Source organism: Ottowia oryzae (genome assembly GCF_003008535.1).
Classification (GTDB): domain Bacteria; phylum Pseudomonadota; class Gammaproteobacteria; order Burkholderiales; family Burkholderiaceae_C; genus Ottowia; species Ottowia oryzae.
Genome location: NZ_CP027666.1, coordinates 3573478 through 3596078, shown reverse-complemented (window position 1 = coordinate 3596078; position 22601 = coordinate 3573478). Strand labels below are relative to the sequence as shown.

The window sequence follows — 22601 nt, the reverse complement described above, 5'->3', positions numbered from 1 at the left end:
TCGATAACTATCCCGCGCTCGCCACGCGGGCAGTGCGATCAGCGGGCCGCACCACGCACGGAATCTTTACGCTGGTGCGGGCTGCGCGCCGCCTGTGCCCGCAGCGGGCTCGTCGGGTGCTGGTGCCTCGCTGGCAGCGCTGGTTGAGGTGTCAGCCGTGTTCGTTGCGGCCTGCGCCCGCTCGTCGCGCTCCATCTGCGCCGTGGTCACCACGTCGGCGGCCAGGTTCGCCAGCAGCATCACGTCGCGCTGGTTGAGCTGGCGCGGCTCGGTGTCCATCACGCACAGCGCCCCCATGGCGCGGCCCGCGTCGTCCAGCAGCGGCGCCGCCGCAAAGAAGCGGATGCCGCGGTCGGCCAGGCCGGGGTGCGCGCCATAGCGCGCATCGCGCAGCACATCGCCCACCACCAGCGGCTGCCCGCTGGCCACTACGTGCGCCGCCATGGAGAGGGCGCGGTCGGCCACGGGCTGGGGGGGCTCGTCGCCGTCGCCGCCCACGGCGGTGGCGCTGCCGTGCAGCAGCTCGGCATCGCGCGTGACCAGCAGCACCTCGGCCATCGGGCAGTCGAAGGCGTCGGCCACGCGGCGGGCCACTTTGTCGAAGGTGCTGCGCAGGGGCGGCGCGGTGAGGCCGCTGGCGTCGAGCGCCGCCAGCCGCTCGTCCTCGTTGGCGGGCATCTCGGCGGCGGCAAAGGGCAGGGCGTCGGCGGCAGACAGGCGGCTGCGCGTCTGCGCGACCAGCTCTTGCAGCGAGGTGACCAGCACATCGGCGCCGATCTGGTCCAGCGGGTAGGCGGTGGCGGCGTCGGTCGGGGTGTTCCACGCCGCCAGGATGACGGTGACATCGGGCCAGCGGCGTTTGAGGCGGCGCACGAAGAACTTGGCCAGTGTGGTCGGGTCGGGTGAGAAGTAGCTCAGGCAAACCACTTCCACGCCTTGCAGATCCAGCTCGGAGAAATACTCGGTGGACATGGCGCCCACGCGCACCACCTTGGCGCCCACGCCGGACAGCGCCAGCGCATGGGCGGCCATGTCGGCGGCCAGCAGATCCACCGCCCAGCGCCCGCCAAAGCACGCCACCTTCACGGGTGGGCCGGGTGGCGGCGGGTACTGCTCGCGCAGCTCTTCGATCACGTTTTCCATGCCGGTCAGCACGCGCAGGCGGTGCTCGGCGGTGGCGACGGTGCCGTGCGCGCTGGACGCCAGGCGCAGCGCGCCCAGGCCTACGGTGTCGTAGAACACCAGCGGCGATTTGTCGTCGGCCAACTCGATGGCCAGGTCGGACGCCTCTTCCACATCGCCGGCCAGCAGGCGCTGGTGCAGCCGCGTGGGCTCGTCCAGCGCGCGTTCGCTGCCCAGCAGCACCGCCAGAAACTGAAGCTGCGGCAGGTGATGGCCCAGCACCAGCAGCACGACGGTGATGGGAGTGGACAACACCAGCCCGATGGGGCCCCAGATGGTCGTCCAGAACATGGCGGCCATGATCAGCGACAGGGTGGACATGCCGGTGCTGGTGCCGTAAAGCCAGGGCTCGACGATGTTGTTGCTGAGCAGCTCCAGTGTGACGATCAGCGCCAAAGTCCACAGCACCACGCTCCAGCCGGGGTCCACCGCGAAGGCCAGCGCCAACGGAAAGACGGACGCAATCATCGGCCCCACGTAAGGCACAAAGCGCAGCACCGCCGCCAGCAGGCCCCACACCAGCGCGCCCGGTATGCCGATGAACAGCAGGCCCACGGCCAGCGGTATGCCGTAGGTGGCGTTCACCAGCAGCTGCATCGACAAATACTTGCTGACGCGCTTGCCCGCGTCGCTCAGCGCATCGGTGGTGCGGTGCAGGTCGGTGCCCAGAAGCCGCACGGCGCGGTCGCGCAAATCGCCCTTGTCCAGCAGGATCAACACCACGAAGACGAAGACGATGCCCGCCATCGTCAGCGGCGTGGCCACCGTGTCCATCCACCCCAGCGCGCGCTGCACGGTGGACGGCGACTGGCCGACCAGCTGAACCTGCTGCGGGGCGCTGGCGCGCGCGGCCGGCGTGGCCGGGCGCTGGGATGGGTCGATCTCGCGCTCGAACCGGTCCACCACGCGCGAGTAACGGTCGAACATGCCGGGCTGGCGCAAGGTTTTGCCCAGGGAGCGCACCTTCTGGTTGATATTGGTTTCGTAGGCGGGCAGGTCGCTGGCCAACTGCCGCAATTGGCCGTACATGAACCAGCCGGCGCCGGCCAGCAGCGCCACGGCCGTCGTCACCACCACCACGACCGCCACCGCCCTGGGCAGGCCTCGCCGCTTGAGCCAAGACACCATCGGGTCCAGCACGAAGCCCAGCAGCGCCGCCAGCGCCAGCGGCATCAGCATGTCGCGCCCAAAATAAAGCGCCGCCACGATGACGGCGCCGCTCACCAGGCCGTACATCAGCGGCTGCCGGGCAGGCGCGGCTGAGCCTGCGGGCGCGGCCGGGTCGATGGGGTCGGAGGCCGTCAGCACCGGCGGCGCGTGGGGGCTGAGTGGGTCTGGCACGTGTCGAGGGGTTCAGGGGCGGGAAAAAGACGGCGTGGAACCCAGCGCCGTCGGGCGGCGGTGGCGCGCGCCACCTCGCCCAGATTGTCAGAATCGCCGGCCGGTCGCCCTGTAGGACGAGTGCGCGATGCAAGCGCAAGCTCAGGGCGATCCAGGGGCCAGCTTGCCAACCGGCCGGCGGCCATCTTCCTGTCATCGAATGGCCGACAATGGGCCGTTGCACTGCGCCCAGAACTGGAGACTGAACCCCATGCCGCTTCACCCCGATCGCTCGCTTGCACTGGCGGGCGCCAGCAACTTCCGCGACCTGGGCGGCTACCAGGGCAGCGGCGGGCGCACCGTGCGTTGGCGCAAGCTGTTTCGTTCGGACCACCTGGCCGCGCTGACGCCCGAAGACGCGCGCACGCTGGGCGCGCTGGGCGTGGGCCGTGCGTTCGACTTCCGCGGCACGACAGAGCGCGCTGCCGTGCCCTACGACGTGGCGGGCGTGGCGCAGTATTCGCTGCCGATCGAGCCCACCGTGGTGCAGCGCATGAAGGAACTGGCCGAGGCTGGCGAGCAGATCACGCCGGCGCACGCGGTGGCCTTGATGCAGCAGACTTACCGTGCCTTCGTGCACGACAACGCAGGCCGTTTCGCCACGCTGTTCGAGCATCTTCTGGAAAGCGACGCGCCCCTGGTTTTTCACTGCACCGCGGGCAAGGACCGCACGGGCTTTGCGGCCGCGCTGATTCTGATGGCGCTGGGCGTGCCGCGCGACGTGGTGATGCGCGACTACCTGCTCACCAACGACTTCTATCGCATGCCGGTGCTGGCCGACCCGCGTGCGCCGAAGGAAGTGCTGAACGTGCTGTGGCGCGTGCAGGAAGATTTCCTGAACGCCGCGCTGGACGCGGTGGACGCCGACTACGGCGGCATGCCGATCTACCTGGAGCGCGAGTTGCGGGTAGGCGAAGCCGAGCGCCGGCGGCTTGAGGCGCTCTACCTGGTCAGCTAAGCTGGCGCAGGGTTTGCTTCAAAAAGCATAGCTGCCGGCGCTGGTGGGGCGGGCGCTGGAGGCTGTTTTTGTTTAAGTGGCCGATGGGCGCGGCCGTCTGCGCGGCCCCGCGTAAGCGCGCGGCGTCAGTCGTCCAGCCCGTGCACCTTCAAGCCCCAGGGCGTGCGTTGCCAGGCCACCACCTCTTCGCGCAACAGATGCGCCGATTGCGGCCAGGCCTTGGCCCAGCCGGGCGGCACGGTGACGGTAAAACCGTGTTGCGGCTCGGCGTCGGTGGTGACTTTCACCGCTTCGTAGGCGGGTGCCTGGCGGGCGTGGCACAGCAGCACCGCCAGTCGCAGCGCGGCCAGTTGCGCCATGAACAGGCGGTCGTCAAAGCGCGCTTCCAGCTTGCGCAGTTTGCCTCGGTGGCCCAGCACCAGCTGGCTGAGTTTGTGCAGCTCGTGCATGGCAAAGCCGGGCACGTCGGCGTTGTCGAGGATGTAGGCGCCGTGCTTGTGGTAGTCGGCGTGGGCGATGCGCGCGCCAATCTCATGCAGGCGCGCCGTCCAGGCCAGCTCGCGCTTGAGGACAGCAAGCTTGGCCGGCTTGAGGGACGGCAGCAGTTGCTTGAGCAAGTGCTGCGCCGTCAGCGCCACGCGTTCGGCCTGCTGCGCGTCCGCGTTGAACTTGGCCGCCAGCCGCTCGACCGAGCTGGACCGCACGTCGGTCTCTTGCTGCTCGCGGTCTAGCATGTCGAACAGCGCGCCGTGCCGCAGCGCGCCGTGCGCGTGTTGCATGCTGTCGATGCCCAGCAGGTCGAAGATGCCGCGCAGCACGGCCAGCCCGCCCGCGATGACGGGGCGCCGCTCTTCCTTGATGCCGTCCAGGCGAATGGCGTCGGCGCGGCGGGTTTTGATGAGGCGATCACGCAGCCAATCCAGCCCCTCGCGCGTGATCACGCCCTCGGCCGGCGCCTGGCCCGCCAGAAACAGCGTGCCCGCCACCGCACCCACGGTGCCGGAAGAACCGTAAGCCGTATCCCACAGGCTGCGGTGGTGGGTGTGCAGGGCCTCGTCCAGCACCGCCTTGGCGGCGATCTCGGCGTGGTCGAAATGCTTGGCGGACAGCACGCCATCCGGAAAGTGGCGCATCGACCAGGCCACGCTGCCCACGCGGTACGACTCCATCGCCTTGGCGGTGTAGCCCTGGCCGATGATCATCTCGGTGGAGCGCCCGCCGATGTCGATGACCAGGCGTCGCTCGTCCGACTGCGGCAGCAGGTGTGCCACGCCCTGGTAGATCAGGCGGGCTTCTTCGCGGCCCGAGATCACGTCGATCGGGAAACCCAGCACCTGCTGGGCCACGCTCAGGAATTCCTCGCGGTTGCGCGCCTCGCGCAGCGTCTGGGTGGCTACAGCGCGAACCTGGTCCGCCTTGAAGCCCGCCAGCCGCTCGGCAAAGCGGGCCAGGCAGTTCCAGCCGCGCTGCATCGCCTCTTGGGACAGGCGGCGGTCGGCGTCCAGGCCGTTGCCCTGGCGCACGGTTTCCTTGTGGTACTCCATCCGCTGGATCTGCCCCAACTCCAGGCGGGCGATTTCAAGGCGGAAGCTGTTGGATCCGAGATCAACGGTGGCAAGTCGGCTGCCTGTATGCATGAATCAGTCAAAAAAAAGCGGCCACTAGCGTGCCTTGGGGGCTGATTGTGGCGCACTCCGCGCTGGCTGCCCATGGCCTGGGGCAGAGGCGCCACGAAACTGGGGCGAACGTCTATGACGGTCACACGGCTGTCACATTGAGTTCATACAGTCGGGCCTGTCGAATCCCCAACCTCTGAGGTTTTCATTTCATGAAACGTACATTCCTGAAAGCGCTGGCCGTGACGGCGTTTGGCGCCGTTGTCAGCACCACCGCCTTCGCCGCCGACATCACTGGCGCTGGCGCCAGCTTCCCTTACCCCATCTACGCCAAGTGGGCTGAAGCCTACAAGGCCGCCACCGGCGTGGGCCTGAACTACCAATCCATCGGTTCTTCCGGTGGCGTGCGCCAGATCCGCGCCAAGACGGTGGCCTTCGGTGCCAGCGACGCGCCCGTCAAAGGTGAAGAGCTGGACAAGGACGGCATGGTGCAGTTCCCTGCCATCATCGGCGGCACCGTCCCCGTGCTGAACCTGGAAGGCTTCAAGCAGGGCGAGCTGCGCGTGACCGGCCCCGTGCTGGCCGAGATGTTCATGGGCACCATCTCCAAATGGAACGACCCCAAGTTCGCTGCGCTCAATCCGGGCAAGACCCTGCCGGACCAGGCCATCACTGTCGTGCACCGTGCTGACGGTTCGGGCACCACCTTCAACTGGACCGACTACCTGGCCACCGTCAGCAAGGAATGGGCCGACAAAGTGGGTAAAGGCAACGCCGTGAAGTGGCCTGCCGCGACTTCCGTTGGTGGCAAAGGTAACGAAGGCGTGGCCGCCAACGTGGGCCGCATCAAGGGCGCCATCGGCTATGTCGAGTACGCCTACGCCAAGAAAAACAAGCTGACCTACATGCAGGTGCAAAACCCCGCCGGCAAGTACGTGAGCCCCGATGACGCGACGTTTGCCGCAGCCGCCAGCGGCGTGGACTGGTTCAGCGCCCCCGGTATGGGCGTGTCGATGGTGAACGCCAAGGGCGACCACTCCTGGCCCATCTCCACCGCGTCGTTCATCCTGATGTACAAGGATCCGACCGACAAGGCGCAATCCGCCGAAGTGCTGAAGTTCTTCGACTGGGCGTTCAAGAACGGCAAGACCATGGCCAGCGATCTGGACTACGTCGGCCTGCCTGACAACCTGACGAACGAAATCCGCAGCAAGGTCTGGTCACAGATCAAGAACAAGTAAGCATCGCCTTGGAGCAAACGCGCCCGACGCCCCTGCGGCGTGCGGGCGCGGCTTTCAAGTGACGACGCCAACATAATTCGATCTGATCGAGGAAACCATGAGTGCGGGAATGTCCACGCTGAACAACGCGCATCAACCACCTCTTGAGGCAGACGCCTCGCTTATCGCCAGCCGGGCGGGTGTCGCACGCCGGCAACGCATTCAGGACGTGGTGTTCCATCGCGGCACGCAGCTCTTTTCGCTGCTGGTGTTGGCCGCGCTGGTGGGCATCATCGTCTCGCTGTTCATCAATGCCTGGCCGATCTTCCAGAAGTTCGGCCTGCAGTTCATCTGGCGCGTCGAGTGGGACGTGGTCAATGAAGAATTTGGCGCCGCGATCGCCATCGTGGGCACGGTGCTGAGCGCCGGCATCGCCCTGCTGATCGCCGTGCCCCTGGCCTTCGGTATTGCGCTGTTCCTGACCGAAAACTGCCCCGCATGGCTGCGCCGCCCGCTGGGTACCGCCATCGAATTGCTGGCGGCCGTGCCGTCCATCATCTACGGCATGTTCGGCCTGTTCGTCTTCGCGCCGATCTTCGCCGACTACCTGCAAACGCCTCTGCAATCCCTTTTGGGCGGCATGCCCGTGATCGGCTCGCTGTTTGGCGGCGCCATCAACGGCATGGGCATCCTGGCCGCCGGCATCGTGTTGGCGTTCATGATCCTGCCCTACATCGCAGCCGTGATGCGCGATGTGTTCGAGATCGTCCCATCGATCCTGCGCGAGTCGGCCTATGGCCTGGGCTGCACCACCTGGGAAGTCGTGCGCAAGGTGGTGTTGCCGTACACCCAGAAGGGCGTGATCGGCGGCGTGATGCTGGGCCTAGGCCGCGCGCTGGGTGAAACCATGGCCGTCACCTTCGTGATCGGCAACGCCAACCGGATGCCCAGTTCGCTGTTCTCGCCCGGTACATCCATCGCGTCGACGCTGGCCAACGAGTTTGGCGAAGCTGCCGATCTGCACCTGAACGCCTTGTTCGCCCTGGGCTTCCTGCTGTTCGTCATCACCTTTGTGGTGCTGGCGCTGGCCAAGCTGATGATCATCCGCGCCGAGCGCGCCAAGGGCACCTGAGCATTCGCCAGGTCGTTGCCAAGATTTCAAACAGACTTCCATGCAAGCCGATAACGCGCTCTACAAAAAACGCCGGATGGCCAATGCCATCGGCCTGACCTTGTCCATGACCGCCATGGTCTTGGGCTTGGTGGTACTCCTCTGGATCCTGTTCGTGCTGCTCAGCAAAGGGCTGGGCGCCGTGGACATGAACATGTTCGTGAAAGACACGCCCGCGCCGGGCTCGGACGGGGGTGGCCTGCGCAACGCCATCGTCGGCAGCCTGATGATGCTGGGCCTCACGGTGCTGGTGTCCACGCCGATCGGCATCCTGGCAGGCATCTACCTGGCCGAATATGGCGACGGCAGCAAGGTCGCGGAGTTCACTCGTTTCGTGACCGACATCATGCTGTCAGCCCCGTCGATCGTTCTGGGCCTGTTCGTCTACGCCATCCTGGTGGCGCCCATGGGCCACTTCTCGGGCTTTGCGGGCAGCCTGGCGCTGTCGCTGATCGCGATCCCGGTGGTTGTGCGCACGACGGAGAATATGCTGCGCCTGGTGCCCGGCAGCCTCCGCGAAGCCGCCGCTGCGCTGGGCGCGCCGCGCTGGAAGGTCTCGCTGATGATCACGCTCCGTGCGGCCAAGAGCGGCGTCATGACCGGCCTGCTGCTGGCGGTGGCACGCGTCAGCGGTGAAACCGCGCCGCTGCTGTTCACGGCGCTGAACAACCAGTTCTTCAGCACCAACATGGACCAGCCAATGGCCAACCTGCCGGTGGTGATTTTCCAGTTCGCCATGAGCCCCTATGACAACTGGATCCGCCTGGCCTGGGGCGGCGCCCTGTTGATCACGCTCACGGTGCTGATCATCAACGTCGTTGCCCGCGTGTTCTTCCGCGAACGAACGGCCGGCCACTGAGTTGACCGAGCCATCGCCGACACCCAACAAGAGTTCATCCATGAATATTGCTACCCCCATCCCCCAGGTGCAGCCGCGCGGCAACGTCACCGGTATCGACAACGAACGCGTGGCGCTGGCCGTCCGCAACCTTGACTTCTTCTACGCCAACGGCTTTCAGGGCCTCAAGAAGATCAACCTGACGATTCCAGAGCGCAAGGCCACTGCCTTCATCGGCCCGTCGGGCTGCGGCAAGTCGACCTTGCTGCGCACCTTGAACCGCATGTACAGCCTGTACCCCGGCCAGCGCGCCGAGGGCGAGATCGTGTTCGAAGGCCGCAACATCCTGCAGCCGCACGAAGACGTGAACCTGCTTCGCGCCAGCATCGGCATGGTTTTTCAGAAGCCGACGCCGTTTCCGATGACGATTTACGACAACATTGCTTTTGGCGTGCGTCTGTATGAGAACCTAGGCCGCGCCGAAATGGACGAGCGTGTGGAGTGGGCCCTGAGCAAGGCCGCCCTGTGGACCGAGGTGAAGGACAAGCTGGGCCAAAGCGGCCTGTCGCTCTCAGGCGGCCAGCAGCAACGCCTTTGCATCGCGCGCAGCGTGGCGGTCAAGCCTTCCATCCTGTTGCTGGACGAGCCGACATCGGCACTCGATCCGATTTCCACCGGCAAGGTCGAAGAGCTGGTGCACGAGCTCAAGCGCGAGTACACCATCGCCATCGTGACGCACAACATGCAGCAGGCTGCGCGTGTGTCCGACTACACCGCCTACATGTACCTGGGCGAGTTGATCGAATTCGGCGCCACCGAGGAACTGTTCTTCAAGCCCAAACGCAAAGAGACCGAAGACTACATCACGGGTCGTTTCGGTTAAGGAGACATGACAATGCAGGACAAACACCTTTCAACGCAGTTCGACAACGAACTCAACCAGGTGTCCGCCCATGTGCTTGAGCTGGGCGGCATGGTGGAAATGCAGATTCGGCAGGCGATGTACGCGCTGTCCGAGTTCAGCGAAGAAGTGGCCGATCAGGTTCAGCAGACCGAGCAGCGCGTGAACGCGCTGGAGCTGGAGATCGACCGTGAGCTGTCCAGCATCATCGCGCGCCGGCAGCCAACGGCGATCGACCTGCGGCTGCTGCTGGCCATCTCCAAGACCAACGCCAACCTCGAGCGCGTGGGCGACGAGGCGGCCAAGATCGCCCGCATGGTCAAGCGCATCGTGGAATCCGGCAAGGCGCGGCTGCTGCCCTCGGGCGAGCTGCGCATTGCCGCCGACTTGGCTGCCAACCAGCTGCGCCGGGCTCTGGACGCCTTCGCGCGCCTGAGCGCCGAAGACGCCGTGGCCATCATCAAGGGCGATGCGGCACTGGACCGCGAGTTTGACGGCTTCGTGCGTAAACTCATCACCTACATGATGGAAGATCCGCGCACCATCTCCGCCAGCCTGGACCTGCTCACGCTGGCCAAGGCGATCGAACGCATTGGCGACCACGCGACCAACATCGCCGAGTTCATCATCTACATCGTCAAGGGCGCCGACGTGCGGCACGGCACGATGGAAGAGCTGGAGATGCTGTCGAGATGAGAACGATGCCGAGGGTGCTGATCGTCGAGGATGAGCCGCCCATCGCAGAGCTGATCGCCGTCAACCTGCGCCACAACGGCTTTCAGCCCACGTGGGCCATGGACAGCGAAACCGCCCAGCGCGAGTTGGACGATCAGTTGCCGGACGTCATCTTGCTGGACTGGATGCTGCCCGGCGAAAGCGGGCTGGCGCTGGCCAAGAAATGGCGCAAAGATCCGCGCACGAAGGCCGTGCCCATCCTGATGCTGACCGCGCGCGGCGACGAATCCGACCGCGTCGCGGGGCTGGACGCCGGGGCCGACGACTACATCACCAAGCCGTTTTCCACCAAGGAAATGCTGGCCCGCATCCGTGCGGTGTTGCGCCGCCGCTCGCCTGAAATGGCCGGCGGGGTGGTGGCCATCGGCGCGCTGGTGCTGGACGCGTCGACGCACCGCGTGACCTATGACGGCCAGCCGCTGAAGATGGGGCCGACCGAATTCAAGCTGCTGCACTACTTCATGCAGAACTCTGAGCGGGTGCACAGCCGCGGCCAGTTGCTCGACAAAGTTTGGGGCGACCACGTCTTCATCGAAGAGCGCACGGTGGACGTGCACGTCAAACGCCTGCGTGAGGCGCTGGGCGCGGCCGGCGTGCTGATCGAAACCGTGCGTGGTGCGGGCTACCGCCTGACGGCGCAACCGTTGGCCCACGCGACGCCCGCGACCGCGTCTTCCTGACCACGAAAGCTGCTTCGCTGGCGGGCGACCTGAATGGCACACACTGCGTTGGTACTGTTGCTGCAGTTGGTGGCGGGGGCGTTGGGCTGGTGGTGGCAATCCTGGCCAGGGGCCTTCGCGGGGGCGGTATTGGCCGCTGGTGGCGTGGCGCTTTGGCAGGCCGTGCAGGGCAATCGCTTTCTGCGCTGGATCAAAGAGCCGCAAGGCGGCGCGCCGCGCGGGCTGCGCGGGCAGTGGGGCGACGCCGGCTACCGCACGGCCCGCGCGCTGCGTGGCGAGCAAGACGCCACCCGCGTTGCCGACGTGCGGCTGCAATCCTTCCTCTCGGCCATTCAGGCCTCGCCGAATGGGGTGGTGGTGCTGGGGCCGGACGGGCGCATCCAGTGGTTCAACGAAATGGCGTCGGCGCATTTCGGCTTTGTGCCGCAGCGCGATCTGCTGCAGCACATCGGCAACCTGGTGCGTGACCCGGCGTTCACCGCGTACTTCGCAACAGGCGCCTTTCAGCGCGACGTGCGCATTCGCGGGCGCGAGGATTCGCCGGCCCGCCCGGTCAAGCTGTCGGTGCAGATTCATCCCTACGCCGACAACTACAAGCTGCTGCTGTCGCAGGACATCACCGCGCTGTCGCAGGCCGAAGCCATGCGCCGCGACTTCGTGGCCAACGTGTCGCACGAGATCCGCACGCCGCTGACGGTGCTGGCAGGCTTCGTTGAGACCATGCAGTCGCTGCCCCTGTCAGACGCTGAGCGCACGCACTACCTCGCGCTGATGGCTGCGCAATCCGAACGCATGCAGACGCTGGTCAACGACTTGCTGATGCTCTCGCGCCTGGAAGGCAGCCCGCTGCCAGATGGACATGAATTGGTCGACCTGGCCGCGCTGATGGCCGAATGTGAGGCCGAGGCGCGCGGCCTTTCCGAACTGCTTCACCCTGAAGGCGAAGCGCAGCGCCTGCAGTTCGACCCGCCCCCAGCCTTTGCCTTGGCTGGCTCGCGCGGCGAGTTGCGCAGCGCGGCGTCCAACCTGATCAACAACGCCGTTCGCTACACGCCCGCTGGTGGATCGATCCGCGTGTTTTGGGAAGAGTTGCTGCCCGGCCAAGTGCGCCTGGCGGTGACCGACACAGGCCCAGGTATCGCGCCCGAACACATTTCAAGGATCGGCGAGCGTTTTTACCGCGTGGACCGCAGCCGCTCGCGCGAATCGGGCGGCACGGGATTGGGGCTGGCGATTGCCAAGCACGTCGCCCAGCGCCACGGCGGCGAGCTGAGCGTGGTCAGCGAAGTTGGCAAGGGTTCCACTTTTGCGCTGGTCTTTCCCGCCTCGCGGGTGCGTGCGGCAAGCGACGGCAGCGGGTTGGCGGCGCCGGTAAAACTCACCTCGATGGCGCCCTAGCGGCGCTGGTGAAGGTGCACTGATCGCGGCAATCCTGCGCGATGCCTGTGCGGACGTATTGACTGAAGATCTACGTCAAATCGGTCCCTGGCGCCGGTGTATGCAGCGCTGGTAGCTATCAAAAATATAGTAATCTATTTCTGCGATGTGCCGATGCGGCGCAGCAACAGCAGCGTCTCGTTGTCGTCTGTGGGGCGGCGCACCCGGTCAACCAGCTCCCACTGGGTCATGTCCGCTACCTGGGGCAGCGAGGCTTGCGCATCCACATCCACCAGCAGCCAGGGGCAGGCGGTGGTGCCGATCAGGGGCTCTGTTGCCCAGCCACCGTGGTAGCGCACACCCACCACCTGCGGCGCCGACAGGCCGAACACCTGCACGCAAGGCGCATCGCCGACCACGCTGCGCACTTCGCGCATTTGGGGCGCCAGGCTGCGGGCGTAGTCGAGCGCGGGCAGCCACAAGGTCATCAGCAGCAGCCAGCACAAGGTAGCGCCGGCGGCGGGCAGCACCAGACTCTTCCAAAGTGCGGTGCGATGGCGCCCGGTGCGCCAGCGTGCCAGGGCGGCCCAGGCCAGGGTGCCCCCCAGCGCCGCCAGCAAAGCGGGCCACTGGAATACGGGCTCAAAGCCCGGTGCCAGCTTGGCGACGTTGGCTGCGGGTTTGGCCGGCACGCCGGTCTGCATCGCGACCCAGACCACCCAGATCACGATGGCCCAGCCGGTGAAGAAGAGCAGGGTGAACCAGTCGATCAGCGCCGACATGCTGCGCCGGAACGTGGGCAGCGCGAAGGCGGCCAGCGCGGCCAGCGATGGCAAGGCCAGCAACAGGGCGCGGTCGCCGGACGTGGTGATCAGAGTGGAGGTGACGGGCACGCTGGCCAGCAGCAGGGGCAGGCCAAGGTGGCGATAAACCCGCAAATCCAGCAACTGCCGGCGCCAGCGCCAGAGCGTCCACAGCACCAGCGGCCAGACGGGCCAGGTGAACCAGAGGAACAGGTTGGCGGTGGAGCGCCACTCGGCCCAGCCAGACCGCATCGGGGCTATCCGCCAGCGCAGCAGATCCAGCTGCCAGCACATGGCCACGGTGATGGACAGCGTGAGCAGCAGTACCCAGATCAGGCGCTGGCGCACCCTGGGCTCAGTCAGCGTGAGGCCCGGCGTGAGCAAGGCCAGCAAGACGATGCTGCCGTAGAAAATGGCGGTGGCCGGTGCGCCAGACAAGGCCAGCCCCGGCAATCCGATCATCAGCGCCACGGTAGCGCGGTTGGGCCGGTAGTACGCCGCCGCCAACCCAAGGAACACCATCACCACACAGAACAGCTGAACCAGTGCCTGTGTGGTTTCGTGCGAGAACTGCGCCAGCCCCAGCGTGGCCACCAGCGCCAACAGGCCGCCATCTGCCAGCGCGCGGGCATAGTCGATGGGGTTGGCCTCCCCCCCGAAAGCGAAGGCCACCGGCTGCGCATTGGGTTGCCGCGCCAGGTAGTACACGGCGTACCAGGTGCCCGCCAGGGTGGCGGCCAGCATGGCGATGAACGGCAAGCGCACGGCGAAGTCCGGCGTCATCCAGCTGGGTGCCAGCTGGATCGCCCACGCGCCCAGCCAGTAGGGCAGCAGCGCGCCCGAATCGGCCACCTGGCCCATCAGCGTTGGCTGCAGCCACTGCGCCAGGTCGGTGGCACCGGCCAGCTCCAGCATGTAGCCGAAGGAGGAAATGTCCGCGTTCTTCCATGGCGCGCGGCCGACATAGCCCGGCACCACGTAGGCCACGCAGAGCAGCAGCAGTGCCCAACGCGGAAGGCGTCGGACGGCGTCCTGGGTAACGATGGCGGGGTTCGGCTGATTCAAACGTACGGGAACTTGAAAGCCCACTCAAGGCGGCCAGCGTCGGGGGCGCTATTAAAGCCGCCCGATCAAGAAAAAGGGCAGCGCGGTTGCCCGTGCTGCCCTGATCAGGCGGGAAAAGTCTGGCGCCGCTGGATTTTAGCGGGCGACCTTGCCGTAGCGGTTGCGGAATTTCTCGACGCGGCCGCCCATGTTGTCCACCGACTTTTGCGTACCGGTGTAGAAGGGGTGCGACTCGCTGGACGTGTCCAGCTTGTACAGGGGGTATTCCTTGCCTTCGAAGGTTTCGTTTTCCTTCGTGTTGACGCAAGAACGGGTCACGAACTTGAAGCCGTTGGACAGGTCAACGAACAGCACTTCGCGGTAATTGGGGTGAATGCCTTCACGCATGATGAAATCCTTGGGGTGACTTGGCTGCGGCAGCCGCGCCAGCCCATCTGACGTACTTTCCGCGAAACCACGCATTATAAAAGGCTTGCCGTGGGGCAGGCAAGCGCCCGGCATGCTCTGGGGGGCAGTGGCGTCAAATGGCGCAGCTGCCCAGGTGATGTCAGCCGCCGCGGCGCATCATGTCGAAGAACTCGGAGTTGTTCTTCGTCGCCTTCATGCTCTTGAGCACCATCTCCATCGATTCGATCTCGTCCATGTTGTACATGAACTGACGCAGGATGCGGGTTTTCTGCAGCACCTCCGGCGCCAGCAGCAGCTCTTCGCGGCGTGTGCCACTGCGGTTGAGCTGGATCGAAGGGAACACGCGCTTTTCATAAAGGCGGCGATCCAGGTGGACTTCGCTGTTGCCGGTGCCTTTGAATTCTTCAAAGATCACCTCGTCCATGCGGCTGCCGGTGTCGATCAGCGCCGTGGCGATGATGGTCAGGCTGCCGCCTTCTTCAACGTTGCGGGCCGCGCCCAGAAAGCGTTTGGGGCGTTGCAGGGCGTTGGCGTCCACGCCGCCGGTCAGCACCTTGCCGGACGAGGGCACCACGTTGTTGTAGGCGCGCGCCAGGCGGGTGATGGAATCCAGCAGGATCACCACGTCCTTCTTCAGCTCGACCAGGCGCTTGGCGCGCTCGATCACCATCTCGGCCACGTGCACGTGGCGTGCGGCGGGCTCATCGAAGGTGGAGGCGATCACCTCGGCCTTGACCGAGCGCTGCATGTCCGTCACTTCTTCGGGGCGCTCGTCCACCAACAGCACCATCATGTGGCTGTCGGGGTAGTTGGCGGCGATGGCGTGGGCGATGGTTTGCATCATCACCGTCTTACCGCTCTTGGGCGGCGCCACGATCAGCGCGCGTTGGCCCTTGCCGATCGGCGCAATCACGTCGATCACGCGGCCGGTGATGTTCTCTTCGCCCTTGAACGCGTCGCGCTCGAGCTTCATTTGCTCGCGCGGGAACAGCGGCGTCAGGTTTTCGAACATCACCTTGTGCTTGTTCGCCTCGGGCGCGCCATCATTGACTTTGTCCAGCTTGGTCAGCGCGAAGTAGCGCTCGCCATCCTTGGGGATGCGCACTTCGCCTTCGATCATGTCGCCGGTGTGCAGGTTGAAGCGGCGCACCTGGCTGGGGCTGATGTAGATGTCGTCCGTGCTGGCGGTGAAGCTGGTGTCGGGGCTGCGCAGGAAACCAAAGCCATCGGGCAGGATTTCCAGCACGCCATCGGCGAACACCTGCTCGCCAGCCTTGGCGCGTTTTTTGATGATGGCGAACATCAGCTCCTGCTTGCGCATGCGGCCGGCGTTGTCGATTTCCAGCGTTTCCGCCTGCTTGAGCAATTCGGAAACGTGCAGCGCTTTCAGTTCGTTCAGATGCATGGAGGGTGTCCTGCGGGTGGGTGCGTGTGCGGCGGATCGGCGCAATGGGCCAATCAACGAGGCATCGAAATCAAGATCTGGGGGAGTTGCACAGGCCCGGAGGCGGGCCTGGAAGTCTCGCGCCATGTTTGCCAGGGCGCGGGGCGGGTGCTCAACTGCGCACTCGCCTTGGCGGAATTATGACAGGAAAAAAGGCGGGCCCCTGAGGGCCCTGGAGACAACGCGGCACGACGTGCGCGGCGCGGGCGCGCCCACGCCGGGCGGGATCAGGCCAGTTGCTGGTCGATGAACTGCGCCAGTTGCGCTTTGGTCATGGCGCCCACCTTCGTGGCGGCCAGTTGTCCGTCCTTGAACACCATCAGCGTGGGAATGCCTTTGATGCCGAATTTCGCAGGGATTGTGCGGTTTTCGTCCACGTTGACCTTGGCGATCTGCAGCTTGCCGTCGTAGGTTTTCGCCAGCTCGTCCAGCGTAGGGGCGATGGCCTTGCAGGGGCCACACCATTCGGCCCAGAAGTCCACCAGCACGGGCTTGGAAGACTGCAGGACATCGGTTTCGAACGAGCCGTCGCTCACATGTTTGATCAAATCGCTGGCCATGGGGCTAATCCTTGAGAACCGGCCGAACTGACCGGATAAAGTGCATTCCATTGTGACAGAAACACCTTGCCGCGGCCCCGTGCGGGGCATGCGGCGCTCGCTATGACCGTGATAGCCGAATCCGATGATTCCACCAGCGCCGGTGGCGTGCTGGCTACCTGGCGAACCTTGCTGGCCGACGTGGCCACGCAAATCGACGCGCTGGGCGCGCACCCCGCCCGCACGGTGGTTTTGCTGCCCTACGCGCAGCTGATGCCGCTGGCCGAGCGCCTCTGGGCCCAGCAGTTTCCCAACAGCTTTGCGCCGCGCTTCGAGACCACCCGAAACTGGGCTGCCCGCGTGGGCACGTTCCAGCCCAGCCCCAATGACCTGAGCTTTGACCACGGACGCGATCTGCTCACCGCCGCGTCGCTGCTGGAGGGCGCCGGGCTGGGCGCGCAACGTGCGCTGCTGGTGGGCCCGCTGCTGGAGATGGCCACGCAGCTTGGCCAGATGGCGGCCAGCGTGCCAGCCGAGCTGCGGCCTGAGTGGGCGGCGCAGGCGCGCCAGTCGCTGCCCGCTGTGAACGACGCCGCACTGGCGCTGGACGCCGCCCTCGCGCGCATCGGCGTGGCGTGGGCCGCCAATTCCGACTACGCGAGCGACGTGCTCTTCACCCGGCGCGTGTCGGACGGGCTGGATGCACTGCTCATCGTCGAAGGCATTCAGGCCGACCCGCTGGCCAGCCATCTGGCCGACCACTACCACGACCGCAGCGCCACGCTGCAAGCGCAGGTGACCGCCACCATAGGCCAGATCGCGCTGCACACCTGCGCCGACGGCGAGGACGAAGCCGAACGCGCCGCCGCGTGCGTACTGCAGCACCTGGCGCTGGGCCGCACGCCGGTGGCCCTGTGCGCGGGCGACCGGGTGCTCACGCGCCGCGTCAGCGCCTTGCTGGCGGCGCGCGGCGTGCCCTTGCGCGACGAAACGGGGTGGAAGCTGTCCACCACACACGCCGCGGCGCTGTTGCACGCGCTGCTGCAAGCCTGCTCGCCCACCGCTTCTACCGATGCAATGCTGGACGCCCTCAAGCTGGCCCCGGCGTTTGACGCCGCCGCCGTGCAGTCGCTTGAAAAAGCCCTGCGCCGCCAGCCGGTGCGCAACTGGCTCGAAGTGGCCGCCCGCAGTGCCACCCCATCGCCCAGGCTGGCTGCGCTGCTGACACAGGTGGAAGTGTGGCGCGCACCGATGGAAGGGCGCCAGACGCTGGGCAGCTGGCTGGGCAACACCCGCGCGCTGCTGGAAGGCGCTGGCGTGTGGCCCACCCTGGCGGGCGATGAGGCAGGCGCGGCGGTGATCGATGCGTTGGGCCTGTCCGAAGCCGCGCTGGAAGCGTGGCGCCAATGGCCCGCTGCGCAGCGCCGCATGGCCTTGGGCGAATTCACCCGCTGGGTGTCGCAAACGCTGGAGGCCGCCAGCTTCCGCCCGCCGGCCGCGCCCCAGGCGCCCGTCATCATCCTGCCGATGAGCCAGCTGCTGGGCCGCCCGCTGGCGGCGCTGGTGCTGCCGGGCGCGGACGAACGCCGCCTGCCGTCCACGCCAGAGCCGCCCGGCGCATGGACCGCCGCGCAGCGCCAGGCCTTGCACATGCCTTCGCGCGAAGACCTGCGCCAGGCGCAGGCCAAGGCCTGGGGCCTGGTGCAGCGCGTGCCGCACGTCGACATTCTCTGGCGCACCAGCGACGACAGTGGCGAGCCCCTGTCGCCCTCGCCGCTGGTGCAGGGCTTGCAGATGGCGGCGGCGGCCAGCCCCGCCGGTGCGAACGTGCCTGCGCCCGGCGTTGACCCGCGCGTGCCCCGCACCCTGGCCGCGCAGCCAGAAAGCCGGCCCGCGCCCAGTGGCGCAGCCTTGCTGCCCGCCGGCCTGTCGGCCAGCAGCTACGACATGCTGCGCGCCTGCCCCTACCGCTTCTTCGCGCTGCAGCAATTGGGCCTGCGCACGGAAGGCGAGCTGGACGTGGACATCGACAAGCGCGACTGGGGCAACTGGGTGCACGCCACGCTGGGCCACTTTCACGTGGCGCTGAAGGCCGATCCCGCCGCAGACCGCCTGGCGCTGATGGACGCCGCCGCCGCGCTGGCCACGCGCGAAGGCGGCCTAGACGTGGACGAGGGCGAATTCCTGCCCTTCAGCGTGGCCTGGCCGGGCCTGCGCGATGCCTACCTTGACTGGCTCACGCAGTACGAGGCGACAGGCGCCACCTTTGAATCCGCCGAGACCGCCCTGAAGGCCCAGCCCGGCGGCCTGCAGCTTTTCGGCCGGCTGGACCGCATCGACCGCCTCCCGGGCGGCGCGCCCATGCTCATCGACTACAAGACCGAGCGTGTTGACCGCAGCAAGGCCCGCGTGGCCGCGGGCAATGAAGACACGCAGCTGCCGTTTTACGCGCTGCTTTCGGGTGCCGACGCGCCCCGCGCCGCCTACCTGAACCTGGCCGAACGCGAAGCGCCCAGCCTGCACGAGCTGCCCAAGCTGCTGGCGCTGGCCGAGCAGCTGCTGGCAGGCATGCAAACCGACATGGCCCGCATCGCCGCGGGCCAGCCGCTGCCCGCCCTGGGCGAGGGCGCCACCTGTGAGTGGTGCGACGCCCGCGGCCTGTGCCGCAAGGATTTCTGGTGAAAAGGCGCACCCCTGAGTCGCCTGCGGCGCCTCCCCCTCAAGGGCACGACGCCAGTAGCCGGGCCAAGCCCTTTCCACGGCGTTTGCTGGGCTGGCGCGGCGTAAGCGCCAGCGTGGTGCCCCCATTGGCCGTTGAGGCAACACGATGAGTATCGACAACCAACCCGCCTACGAACACAACGGCCAGCCCTGCGCGCGCGAAGTTTTCTACGCCATCGCGTGCGACCCGCGCCGCAGCGTGGCCGTCGAAGCCTGCGCGGGCGCGGGCAAGACCTGGATGCTGGTGTCGCGCATCCTGCGCGCGCTGCTGAACGGGGCCGAGCCGCAAGAAATCCTGGCCATCACCTTCACCAAGAAAGCCGCTGGCGAAATGCGCCAGCGCCTGCAGCAATGGCTGAGCGACTTCGCCAAGCGCCGTGAAGGCGAGACGGACGAAGCCTGGCAAGCGCGGCTCGACAACGAACTGCGCATCAGGGGAATCGAGCCCCAGCGCTGGCCAGAGCTGCGCCAGACGCTACAAAAACTGTATCCCGCGCTGCTGGCGTACGGCCGCACTGTGCAGATCCGTACCTTCCACAGCTGGTTTGCCGCGCTGCTGCGCAGTGCCCCGCTCAAGGTGCTGCAAGACCAGGGTTTGCCGTCGGCCTACGAGCTGCTGGAAGACGACCAGGACGCGGTGGCCGAAGTGTGGCGCCGCTACCTGGGTGACGTGGCGCGCGATGCGGCTCTGCGTGAAGACTACGCCGCGCTGGTCCGCGCGCTGGGCCGCAGCCGCGCCCACGAGGCGCTGGAAGCCGCGCTGGCCCGCCGCGTGGAATTCACCTTGGCCGACGAGGCCGGCCGCATCGACGACGCCGTGCCCGCCTTTGGCGCCTACTACCCGCGCCTGGCCGGCGTGGCGGCCCCGGCCGACTGGCTGATGGCGCGCGAGCCGGGCCGCGCCCTGCTGCTGGCCGCCGCCGAAGCCCTGCTGCCCGGCGCGCGCACGTTTGCCGAATGCGGCGCCAAGCTGAAGGCCGCCGTGGCGGCGGGCGATTGGGCCAGCGCGCAGGACGCCCTGGTCACCAAAGGGGGCGATCCGCGCAAGTTCAACGACAAGCTGGCCGGCATCGACGACGTGCGCGCCGCGCAAGAAGAAGTCCTGGCCGTGCGCCGGGCCGAGCGGCAGCAGGCCGCGCGCGAGCACCACCTGCGCATGGCGCGCCTCACGCGGCCGCTGATCCGCGCGTTTGCGCAGCTCAAGCTGGACCGTGGCTGGGTGGACATGACCGACATCGAGCGCGCCGCCCACACCCTGCTGTCTGACAGCGACTACAGCGCCGCCGTGCAAGAGCGGCTGGATGCGCGCGTGCGCCACCTGCTGATCGACGAGTTTCAAGACACCAACCCGCTGCAATGGCAGGCGCTGCACGCCTGGCTGGCGGGCTACGTGGGCGCGGGCGGTGGGCAAACGCCGCCCAGCGTTTTCATCGTGGGCGACCCCAAGCAAAGCATCTACCGCTTTCGCCGCGCCGACCCGCGCGTGTTCGCCGCCGCGCAGGATTTCGTGGTGCACGGCCTGGGCGGCGACCGCCTGGCGTGCGACCACACGCACCGCAATACGCCCGCCGTGCTGGGCGCCGTCAACCAGGTCATGGGCCAGGCGCAGGCCGCGGGCGAATTCAGCGGCTACCGCACGCACACCACGCAATCCAATGTGACCGGCGAAGTGCTGGCGCTACCGCTGATCCCACGCCCCGACAAAGCGGCTGCGGACGATGCAGAGGACGAAGACGACGCCCCGGCCTGGCGCGACAGCCTCACCACCCCGCGCGTCACGCTGGAAGAAAAGCTGAACATGCTGGAAGCGCGCCAGGCCGCGCGCTGGATCGCCGCGCGCGTGGCCGCTGGGCGCGCGCCCAGCGACATCATGGTGCTGGCCCGCCGCCGCCTGCCCCTCGGCCTGCTGCAGGCAGAGTTGCGCCAGTACGGCATCCCGTGCGAGCAGCCTGAGCAGCAGGTGCTGGGCGACTTGCCGGTGGTGCAAGACGTGCTGGCGCTGGTCGATGCGCTGGTCTCGCCCGGCAACGATCTGTCGCTGGCGCGGGCGCTCAAATCACCCCTGTTCGGCCTGGCCGACGAGGCGCTGGTGCAGATCGCGCTGGCCGTGAGAGCGGCGCGCACTGACGGCGGCGACGCGCCCGCGGGCGCAGGCCGTGCTGCCTCGGCGTGGCTTGATTTGCTACCAAAAGTGCAGCTGCCAGCGCACGACAGCGCTGCGCTGCACGCCGATTTGATGCTTTACCAGGGCTGGCTGCGCAGCCTGCCGCCGCACGACGCGCTGCAAGCCATCTACACCCACCGCGACGCGCTGGCGCGCTTTGCCGCCGCCGCGCCGCGCGCTGAGCGCGACCACGCCGTCGCCCAGCTGCGCGCGCTGCTGGGCGCCGCCTTGCAGGTGCAGGGCGGGCGCTTTTTGACCGCCTACCAGTGGGTGCGCGCGCTGCGCCGCCAGCGCCTGATGGCCCCGCGGCACGCCGCGCCCGACGCCGTGCAACTGCTTACCGTGCACGGCGCCAAGGGGCTGGAGGCCGAAGACGTGCTGCTGGTCGACACCGCATCCGGCCTGCGCACCCGCAGCGAAGCCACCGCACTGATCGACTGGCCCGGCGACGCGCCCGCGCCCACCCAGTTCGTCTTTCTGGCCAACGGCAACGCGCCGCCGCCCAGCGCAGAAGATTTGGCCCGCCAAGAGGTGGACGCGCAGGCGCGCGAAGAGCTCAACGCGCTGTACGTCGGCATGACCCGCGCGCGCGAGCGGCTGGTGCTCTCGGGCGTCACGCCGCACCGCCAGCCCGCCACCAGTTGGTGGCAGCGCATCCAGCCACTGGCCGCGCCCCTGCCAGCGCCCGAAGCGCCCCCCGCGCCTGCGGGCGACGCGGCCAGCGCAGCGGCATTTTCTATGCTCGATCTGCCACCAGCGCCCGTGCAGCCAGCGCAAGCAGCTATCGAAATCGAAGTAATGCGGATTGAGGCCGACCCGCTGCGCACGCCGCCCACCGACGCATCCCGCCTGGGCGAAGCCATGCACTGGCTGCTGGAAAACGCGCACGACGGCCCCGAAGGCTGGCGCCCCGAGCGGCTCAGCCAGGCGCGCACCCGCTACGCCCTGACGCCCGAGCAGGCCAGCCGCGCCGAAGCGCTGGCGCGCCGCATCTTCACCGGCGAAGCCGCCTGGGCGTGGTCTGCCGACGAAGTGCTGCAGGCCTTCAACGAAGTCGAGCTGACGCACGACGGCCAGCGCCTGCGCATCGACCGCCTGGTGCGCCGCCGCGCCAGCGCCGGGCAGCCCGAAGCCTGGTGGGTGCTGGACTACAAAAGCGCCTTCCACCCCGAGCGCGACCCGCTGCTGCAGGCGCAAATGGCCCGCTACCGCGCCGCCATCGAACGCCTGCACCCCGGCCAGCCTGTGCGGGTGGCGTTCTTGACGGGCGACGGGCGCGTGGTGGGTTAAGCCCTCGCGCGCGACTAACTATTGCCTGCCACCGTGAAACGCCTGGGGCGGGGAGGAATATTCGGTAGCGGCCCGCTAAGCCACACCGTTTGCCTCATCTTGGCAAGCG

16 protein-coding genes are annotated in these 22601 nt (G+C 67.3%); 10 read left to right on the top strand and 6 right to left on the bottom strand.

Going from position 1 to position 22601, the window contains the following annotated elements:
• Window positions 1-66: 66 nt before the first annotated feature.
• Window positions 67-2523, bottom strand: a complete 2457-nt coding sequence (locus C6570_RS16445; protein WP_106704177.1) for an AI-2E family transporter — start codon at window positions 2521-2523, stop codon at window positions 67-69.
• A 250-nt stretch (window positions 2524-2773) separates the two neighbouring features.
• On the opposite strand from C6570_RS16445, the gene C6570_RS16440 reads away from it, so the two are divergent.
• Window positions 2774-3520, top strand: a complete 747-nt coding sequence (locus C6570_RS16440; protein ID WP_106704176.1) for a tyrosine-protein phosphatase — start codon at window positions 2774-2776, stop codon at window positions 3518-3520.
• A gap of 125 nt (window positions 3521-3645) precedes the next feature.
• Here C6570_RS16440 and C6570_RS16435 read toward each other — a convergent pair whose 3' ends face one another.
• Window positions 3646-5157, bottom strand: a complete 1512-nt coding sequence (locus tag C6570_RS16435) for a Ppx/GppA phosphatase family protein (protein ID WP_106704175.1) — start codon at window positions 5155-5157, stop codon at window positions 3646-3648.
• Window positions 5158-5348: 191 nt separating this feature from the next.
• Here C6570_RS16435 and pstS point away from each other — a divergent pair, with 191 nt between their 5' ends.
• The 7 genes from pstS to phoR all read left to right on the top strand — a co-directional run bounded on the left by pstS (window position 5349) and on the right by phoR (window position 12079).
• A complete protein-coding gene (gene pstS, locus C6570_RS16430; RefSeq protein WP_106704174.1) occupies window positions 5349-6377 on the top strand; it encodes a phosphate ABC transporter substrate-binding protein PstS in 1029 nt (342 codons plus the stop codon).
• A gap of 97 nt (window positions 6378-6474) precedes the next feature.
• On the top strand, window positions 6475-7488 hold the full coding sequence (gene pstC / locus C6570_RS16425; protein ID WP_106704173.1) for a phosphate ABC transporter permease subunit PstC: 1014 nt from the start codon (window positions 6475-6477) through the stop codon (window positions 7486-7488).
• Window positions 7489-7528: 40 nt separating this feature from the next.
• Complete coding sequence (gene pstA / locus C6570_RS16420) at window positions 7529-8386, top strand: phosphate ABC transporter permease PstA (protein WP_106704172.1); 858 nt, start codon at window positions 7529-7531, stop codon at window positions 8384-8386.
• Window positions 8387-8426: 40 nt separating this feature from the next.
• Window positions 8427-9248, top strand: a complete 822-nt coding sequence (gene pstB / locus C6570_RS16415) for a phosphate ABC transporter ATP-binding protein PstB (protein WP_106704171.1) — start codon at window positions 8427-8429, stop codon at window positions 9246-9248.
• Window positions 9249-9260: 12 nt separating this feature from the next.
• Window positions 9261-9962, top strand: coding sequence for a phosphate signaling complex protein PhoU (gene phoU / locus C6570_RS16410; protein WP_106704170.1), 702 nt, complete (start codon window positions 9261-9263; stop codon window positions 9960-9962).
• Complete coding sequence (gene phoB / locus C6570_RS16405; protein WP_106704169.1) at window positions 9959-10681, top strand: phosphate regulon transcriptional regulator PhoB; 723 nt, start codon at window positions 9959-9961, stop codon at window positions 10679-10681. Before phoU ends, phoB begins: the two co-directional genes overlap by 4 nt.
• 33 nt (window positions 10682-10714) lie before the next feature.
• Window positions 10715-12079, top strand: coding sequence for a phosphate regulon sensor histidine kinase PhoR (gene phoR, locus C6570_RS16400; protein WP_106704168.1), 1365 nt, complete (start codon window positions 10715-10717; stop codon window positions 12077-12079).
• A gap of 134 nt (window positions 12080-12213) precedes the next feature.
• Here phoR and C6570_RS16395 read toward each other — a convergent pair whose 3' ends face one another.
• From C6570_RS16395 to trxA, 4 genes are all read right to left on the bottom strand, one after another.
• Entirely contained in the window at window positions 12214-13926 is a 1713-nt protein-coding gene (locus tag C6570_RS16395; protein WP_106704167.1) for a hypothetical protein, read from the bottom strand.
• Window positions 13927-14061: 135 nt separating this feature from the next.
• Window positions 14062-14313 (bottom strand): type B 50S ribosomal protein L31, encoded by a 252-nt coding sequence (locus tag C6570_RS16390; protein ID WP_106704765.1) that lies wholly within the window; start codon window positions 14311-14313, stop codon window positions 14062-14064.
• A 160-nt stretch (window positions 14314-14473) separates the two neighbouring features.
• Window positions 14474-15739 carry a transcription termination factor Rho gene (rho, locus tag C6570_RS16385; RefSeq protein ID WP_106704166.1) on the bottom strand — a complete coding sequence of 422 codons (1266 nt, stop codon included), beginning with the start codon at window positions 15737-15739 and terminating at the stop codon, window positions 14474-14476.
• Window positions 15740-16005: 266 nt separating this feature from the next.
• Window positions 16006-16338: a thioredoxin TrxA gene (trxA, locus tag C6570_RS16380; protein ID WP_106704165.1), complete on the bottom strand. Its 333-nt coding sequence runs from the start codon at window positions 16336-16338 to the stop codon at window positions 16006-16008.
• A gap of 102 nt (window positions 16339-16440) precedes the next feature.
• Here trxA and C6570_RS16375 point away from each other — a divergent pair, with 102 nt between their 5' ends.
• Together C6570_RS16375 and C6570_RS16370 are read left to right on the top strand one after the other, a co-directional pair.
• Window positions 16441-18999, top strand: coding sequence for a PD-(D/E)XK nuclease family protein (locus C6570_RS16375; protein ID WP_106704164.1), 2559 nt, complete (start codon window positions 16441-16443; stop codon window positions 18997-18999).
• 145 nt (window positions 19000-19144) lie between these two features.
• On the top strand, window positions 19145-22492 hold the full coding sequence (locus C6570_RS16370) for a UvrD-helicase domain-containing protein (RefSeq protein ID WP_106704163.1): 3348 nt from the start codon (window positions 19145-19147) through the stop codon (window positions 22490-22492).
• The last annotated feature ends 109 nt before the right edge of the window (window positions 22493-22601 follow it).